At 68.4% G+C, this 5,928-nt stretch carries 5 protein-coding genes and 1 pseudogene; 4 read left to right on the forward strand and 2 right to left on the reverse strand.

Features of this window, described 5'->3' with window-relative positions; all coding sequences use genetic code 11:
- Positions 1–109: pseudogene (locus G3N93_RS41815) on the reverse strand (sel1 repeat family protein); the annotation flags it as partial.
- Positions 110–117: 8 nt separating this feature from the next.
- Positions 118–2,187 (reverse strand): bifunctional 2',3'-cyclic-nucleotide 2'-phosphodiesterase/3'-nucleotidase, encoded by a 2,070-nt coding sequence (locus G3N93_RS32395; protein ID WP_174937733.1) that lies wholly within the window; start codon positions 2,185–2,187, stop codon positions 118–120.
- A gap of 291 nt (positions 2,188–2,478) precedes the next feature.
- On the opposite strand from G3N93_RS32395, the gene G3N93_RS32400 reads away from it, so the two are divergent.
- The 4 genes from G3N93_RS32400 to G3N93_RS32415 all read left to right on the forward strand — a co-directional run.
- Positions 2,479–3,603, forward strand: a complete 1,125-nt coding sequence (locus G3N93_RS32400) for an ABC transporter permease (RefSeq protein ID WP_174937735.1) — start codon at positions 2,479–2,481, stop codon at positions 3,601–3,603.
- Positions 3,600–4,508, forward strand: coding sequence for an ABC transporter ATP-binding protein (locus G3N93_RS32405; RefSeq protein ID WP_174937737.1), 909 nt, complete (start codon positions 3,600–3,602; stop codon positions 4,506–4,508). Before G3N93_RS32400 ends, G3N93_RS32405 begins: the two co-directional genes overlap by 4 nt.
- Before the next feature lie 18 nt (positions 4,509–4,526).
- Positions 4,527–5,456 (forward strand): MlaD family protein, encoded by a 930-nt coding sequence (locus tag G3N93_RS32410; protein WP_206134791.1) that lies wholly within the window; start codon positions 4,527–4,529, stop codon positions 5,454–5,456.
- 38 nt (positions 5,457–5,494) lie between these two features.
- Positions 5,495–5,928, forward strand: a 434-nt coding sequence (locus G3N93_RS32415) for an ABC-type transport auxiliary lipoprotein family protein (RefSeq protein ID WP_206134792.1), incomplete at its 3' end; no start/stop codon positions are given.

Here is a 5,928-nt window from a genome sequence, read left to right on the forward strand (position 1 = left end):
CGGCCGCCGCCGCGAGCAGTGCGGCCGGCGGGAGTTTCGCGCGCAGCAGGCGCCGCGCGGCGGCGGCAAGGCCGGTTTCGGCCGGCCGCATCGTCCGGATCGGTTGCATCGCGGGCCTCATTGGGTGAGGTCGATTTCGTAGGTGGCGAGGTTCTTGCCCGAACCGTCGTCGGCCACGACCTGCGTGATGCCGGTCAGGCCGGCCGCCGCCGCGTCACCGAGGCGGTTCGGCGCGGACGCGAACTGCACGTGCGCAACCGAACTCGCGAGCTTCGTGAAGCGCCAGCTGCGCTGCGCGCCGTCGGCCGTGCGCGTGATCTTGCCGCGCTGCTTCACGAACGCGATCAGCACGTCGCGGTTCGCATCGGGCGACGCGAAGATCGTCTTGCTGCCGTCGAGGCCCGGGAAGTTGCCGCCGCCGCTCGCGCGGTAGTTGTTGGTCGCGACGATGAACTGCGCGTTCGGGTCGATCGGCGCACCCTTGTACGTCAGGTTCTTGATCCGGCTGCCGACTGCTTGCGTGACGTCGATTTCATATGCGAGATCGGCCGACGTGAACATGTCGAAGTTGTAGCCGGGGAACGTGCTGACGAGCGGCTGCACGGTCGCCTTGGTCGGGTCGATCCGGTTGAAGCGCTTGGCAGCGGTTTCGAGCCAGTTCTTCACGTCCGCGCCGCTCACCTTCACCGCGTACACGGTGTTCGGGTACAGGTACAGGTCGGCCGCGTTGTTGATCGCGAGCGCGCCCGGTGCGACGTCGGTGTAGTCGGTGCCGCCGCCGAAGCCGCTCTTGAACGGCGCGCTGACCGACAGCACCGGCAGCGACGCGTATTGCGGCAGGTTCGCCTGCACGTAGGTCTTCACGTAGTCGGCCTGCGCCTCGTTGACGATCTGGATCGCACCCGGATCGCCGACATCGGCGAAGTACGAGTTCATCCGGTAGTCGGTCGAGCCGATCGGCGTCTTCACGTAGTCGATCGTCGCCTGGTGCTCGGCGGCGATCGCGGCGGACACGGACGGATCGGCCGCGACGTAGCTCTTGTCGGCGTTCTGGATCGGCCGCGCCTCGACGGTCGTCTGCGACTTGTCGACGCTCCACGTCTTGCCGTCGAACTTCAGGCCGAGCTTGATCACGCCGAGGTGCTTGCCCCAGTAGTTGGCCATCACGGTCGGCACGCCGTTGACGGTGCCCTTGACCTTGTCGACGCCCGGCAGGTTGAACTGCGACACGGTGCTGTTCGCGTCCGGGAACACCTGGTGCGAGTGGCCGATCAGCATCGCATCGATGCCGGTCACCTTCGACAGCCACCAGCTGCCGTTCTCCATCGTCGGCGAATACGCGGAATTGTCGAGGCCGCCGTGCGAGATCGCGACGACGAGATCGGCGCCCTTCGCGCGCATTTCCGGAACGTACTTCTCGGCGGCTTCCTTCAGGCCGGTCGTGTAGACCTTGCCGTCGAGCCAGCGCTTGTCCCAGTTCATGATCGCGGGCGGCGTGAAGCCGATGATGCCGATCTTCACGGGCGCGCTGACCGTCTTGCCGTCCGGCGTCGTCGCGGTCACGGTGCGGGTCAGGATCGTGTACGGCGTGAACAGCGGCGCGTTGGTCTTCGCGCTGATCACGTTCGCGAGCACCTGCGGGAAGTTCGGGCCCGCGCACTTCTTCTGCTGGGCCGGCGCCGGCAGGCCGTCGACCTCGAACGTGTTGCCGGTCACCTGCGACAGGTACGGCAGCCCGTAGTTGAATTCGTGGTTGCCGATCCCGCCGCCGTCGAATTTCGCGGCGTTCATCACCTTGTAGATCGCGAGCGTCTGGTCGCAACCGACCGGCTTCACGAGCGCCTGGTAGTCCGACAGCGCGGTGCCCTGGATCGTGTCGCCGTTGTCGAGCAGCAGCGTGTTCGGATACTGCTTGCGCGCTTGCGCGATCAGCGTCGACACGCGCTCGAAGCCGAGCGAATTGTCGGCGGCGAGCTTGAAATAGTCATACGACAGCACGTTGGTGTGCAGGTCGGTCGTCTCGAGCAGGGCGAGCGTGGCCGTCGTGCCGACAGGCGCCTGGGCTGCCGGCGGCGTCACCGGCGGCGAGGTGACGTCGTCGCCGCCACAGGCGGCGAGGATGAAGGCGAGGCTGGCGAGCGCGGCGATGGCCGGCACGCGACGGCGGGAAAGCAGGGGGAGACGCATCGGTTGTCCTGTTCGGTGTTCTGTTTTTGAAATGCGAGAGTCGCAACGATTGGCGGCGCGGGGCGCCGACGGCCTGATGTGCGGCGCGTGAGAGTATCGAAAGGAAACGTGACGGAAGAATGAAAGGTCGTGAAGACGGCAACGGGCAGGGGGCGACGACGCTCACGCGCACCGCGGGGCGGGCGACTCGGCCAGGCGCCCCGGCCCGGCGCCCCCACGGAAATCCTCACGTCGCGCCGCCGGGCGGTTCGCTACAATGGCCGCTGTCACCTTTTTGCAAACAACCTGCCCTTGGACTTCGAGACTCCTCCCGGCCTGTCGGTCGACGCCGGCGGCCAGGGCCAGACGGTGCGCCTGTACGGCCAGTGGACCGCGCTCGCGCTTGCACGCAATCGCGGCGCGGTGGCGCGTCGGGTCGCGAGCATCGCGTCCGGGCGCGTGAGCGAATGGGATCTGTCGGGCATCGAGCGGCTCGATCACGTCGGCGGCCAGGCGCTGTGGCGCGTGTGGGGCCGCAAGCTGCCGGCCGGCGTCGCGCTGAGCGCCACGCAGCGCACGATCTTCGAGCGCATCGAGCGGCTCGACAGCGAGCGCGAGGCGCCCGAGCGCGTGGTGCGCTACGATCCCGTCACGCGGCTTGGCCAGGCGATCTTCGGGTTCGGCGAACACCTGCAGGGCGGCATCGCGATGTTCGGCCTCGTGATCCTCGATGCGCTGTCGGTGCTGCGCCGCCCGAAGACGATGCCGTGGAAGGAAACCTCGGCGAACATCTATAGCGCCGGCGCGCAGGCGCTGCCGATCACCGCGCTCGTCGCGTTCCTGATCGGCATCGTGCTCAGCTACCTGTCCGCGCAGCAACTGCAGATGTTCGGCGCGAACCGCTACATCGTGAACATCCTCGGGCTGTCGGTGATCCGCGAGCTCGGCCCGGTGCTGTCGGCGATTCTCGTCGCGGGCCGCTCGGGCTCGGCGATCACCGCGCAGATCGGCGTGATGCGCGTGACCGAGGAGCTCGACGCGATGCGCGTGATGGGCATCCCGCACGGGCTGCGGCTGATCCTGCCGCGCGTACTCGCGCTCGGCGTCGCGATGCCGCTGCTCGTGATGTGGACCAACATCGTCGCGCTGACGGGCGGCGCGCTCGCCGCGAAGCTCGTGCTCGGCATCGACGTCAATTATTTCGTGCGCTCGCTGCCGGGCGTCGTGCCGATCGCGAACCTGTACATCGGCGTCGGCAAGGGCGTCGTGTTCGGCATGCTGATCGCGCTGGTCGCCTGCCATTTCGGTTTCCGGATCAAGGCGAACTCGCAGAGCCTCGGCGAAGGCACGACCACGTCGGTCGTGTCGTCGATCACGGTCGTGATCCTCGCCGACGCGGTGTTCGCGATCCTGTTCCAGAACGTGGGGCTCGGATGAACGCATCGAACGAAACGACCGCGCATGCCACGGCCATCGGCGCCGGGTCGGTTGGTACCGGGGCGGCGGCCGATGCCGACGACCTCGTGATCGAGGTGCGCAACCTGACCAAGCGCTACGGGCGCAACATCATTCACCAGAAGCTCGACTTCGACGTGCGGCGCGGCGAGATCGTGTCGATCGTCGGTGGCTCGGGCTCCGGCAAGACCACGCTCGTGCGGCAGATCCTCGGCCTCGAGCGGCCGACGTCGGGCACGATCAAGGTGTTCGGCGAGGACACGGCAACGATCGACGACGCGAGCGCGCGGATGATGCGCACGCGCTCCGGGATGCTGTTCCAGCAGGGCGCGCTGTTCTCGTCGATGACGGTGTTCGACAACGTCGCGCAGCCGCTGCGCGAGCTCGGCCGCGTGCCGCCGGATCTGCTGCACGACATCGTGATGCTGAAGCTCGAGATGGTCGGGCTGCCGTGCAAGCACGCGTCGAAGATGCCGGCCGCGCTGTCGGGCGGGATGGTCAAGCGGGTCGGCATCGCGCGCGCGATCGCGCTCGAGCCTGAGCTGCTGTTCCTCGACGAGCCGACGGCCGGCCTCGATCCGCAGGCGTCGGACGAATTCGTCGAGCTGATCGCGACGCTGCACCGCACGCTCGGGCTGACCGTCGTGATGGTGACGCACGATCTCGACACGATGGTCGCGCTGTCCACGCGCGTCGCGGTGCTGGCCGACCGCAAGGTGCTGGTGGCCGCGCCGGTCGAAGAGGCCGCGAACGTCGACCATCCGTTCATCCACGAATATTTCCTGGGGCTGCGCGGGCGCCGCGCATTGCAGGCGCTGCCGCCCGAGCGGCGCGCGAAGCTGCCGAAGGCGGCCCTCGAACCGGCGCTGTCGAGCGTCGAGCTGTAGGCACGAAGGAATCCGCGAATGGAAAACAAATCACATGCGTTCTGGGCCGGCCTGTTCACGATCGCGCTGACGCTCGCGATCGCGGGCACCGTGTTCTGGTTCAACGTCGATCGCACCGTGCGCGTGCCGTACGATCTGCTCGCGCGCACCAACGTGACGGGGCTGTTCCCGGACGCGGCCGTGCGCTTTCGCGGCCTCGACGTCGGCAAGGTGCAGTCGATCGGCTTCGATCGCACGCATCCGGGCCAGATCCGGATCCGGATCCTCGTCGACCACGATGCGCCGATCACGCAGTCGACCTACGGCAGCCTCGGCTTCCAGGGCGTGACGGGCATCGCGTTCGTGCAGCTCGAGGACACGGGCCGCGACCTGGCGCCGCTGCCGTCGTCGACGAAGGCGATCGCGCAGATCCCGATGCGGCCGAGCCTGTTCGACCAGATCCAGGAGCGCGGCGACGTGCTGCTGCGGCAGCTCGAGCTGGCCGCGAAGAGTGCGAATGCGCTGATGTCGCCCGAGATGCGCGAGCAGTTGCGCGCGACTGCCGAAAGCCTGCAGCACGCGGCCGACGGCGCGACTACGCTGACCAGGCAGCTCGGCCCGGCAGTGACCGCGCTGCCGGAAACGATGCACGAGGTGAACCGCGCGATGGCGTCGGCGAACACGCTGCTGCAGCCGAACGGGCCGCTCGTGTCGAACCTGAACAAGGCCGGTACGGCCGCCGAGCAGATCGGCGTCGCGCTGAACGGGCTCAACGCGCGTGTGCAGTACGACACGCTGCCGCGCTTCAACGCGCTCGCCGGCAGCGTCGGCGACGCCTCGCGGCAATTGAAGGACGTGGCCGGTGAACTTGGCCGCAATCCGCGCAGTCTGTTGTTCGGTTCGCCCGGCGCGGCGCCGGGCCCCGGCGAGCCGGGCTTCGTCTGGCCGGGTGCGACGGCCGGGCAGTGATACCCATCGAAACCGGAAACATCATGCAGGAACACGCCATGCCACGAATCCTTGACCGCGCGCTGCGTCCCGCCGCGGCCGCGCTTGCCCTGCTGACGCTCTCGCTCGCGGCCGGCTGCGCCGGCAACAGCGCGGTGCTGTCGAATGTCCGCTATGACCTCGGGCCGGCCACGTCGGTCGTGACCGCAGGCCCGGGCCCCGCGCTGAAGGTGCTCGACGTCGCCGCGCCCGACGCGCTCGACTCCGACAAATTCGCCTACCGCCTCGCGTACGTGGATGCGCAGCACGTGGCCGTCTATCGTGACAGCCGCTGGACCGCGCCGCCCGCGCAACTGCTCACGCAGCGGCTGCGCGGCGCGCTGTCGTCGCGCGGCACGGTGCTCGAAGGATCGGACGGCGTGCGCGCGCCGACGCTCAAGGTCGACCTGAACGAATTCGAACAGGTGTTCGACGGCCAGTCGCAGAGCCACGG

This window comes from Burkholderia sp. Se-20378 (assembly GCF_017104665.1).
Classification (GTDB): Bacteria; Pseudomonadota; Gammaproteobacteria; order Burkholderiales; family Burkholderiaceae; genus Burkholderia; species Burkholderia lata.

Excerpts from the sequence above, each read along its gene's own strand:
- G3N93_RS32395 (WP_174937733.1), bottom strand. The coding sequence starts at position 2,187 with ATGCGTCTCCCCCTGCTTTCCCGCCGTCGCGTGCCGGCCATCGCCGCG.
- G3N93_RS32405 (WP_174937737.1), top strand. The coding sequence starts at position 3,600 with ATGAACGCATCGAACGAAACGACCGCGCATGCCACGGCCATCGGCGCC.
- G3N93_RS32410 (WP_206134791.1), top strand. The coding sequence starts at position 4,527 with ATGGAAAACAAATCACATGCGTTCTGGGCCGGCCTGTTCACGATCGCG.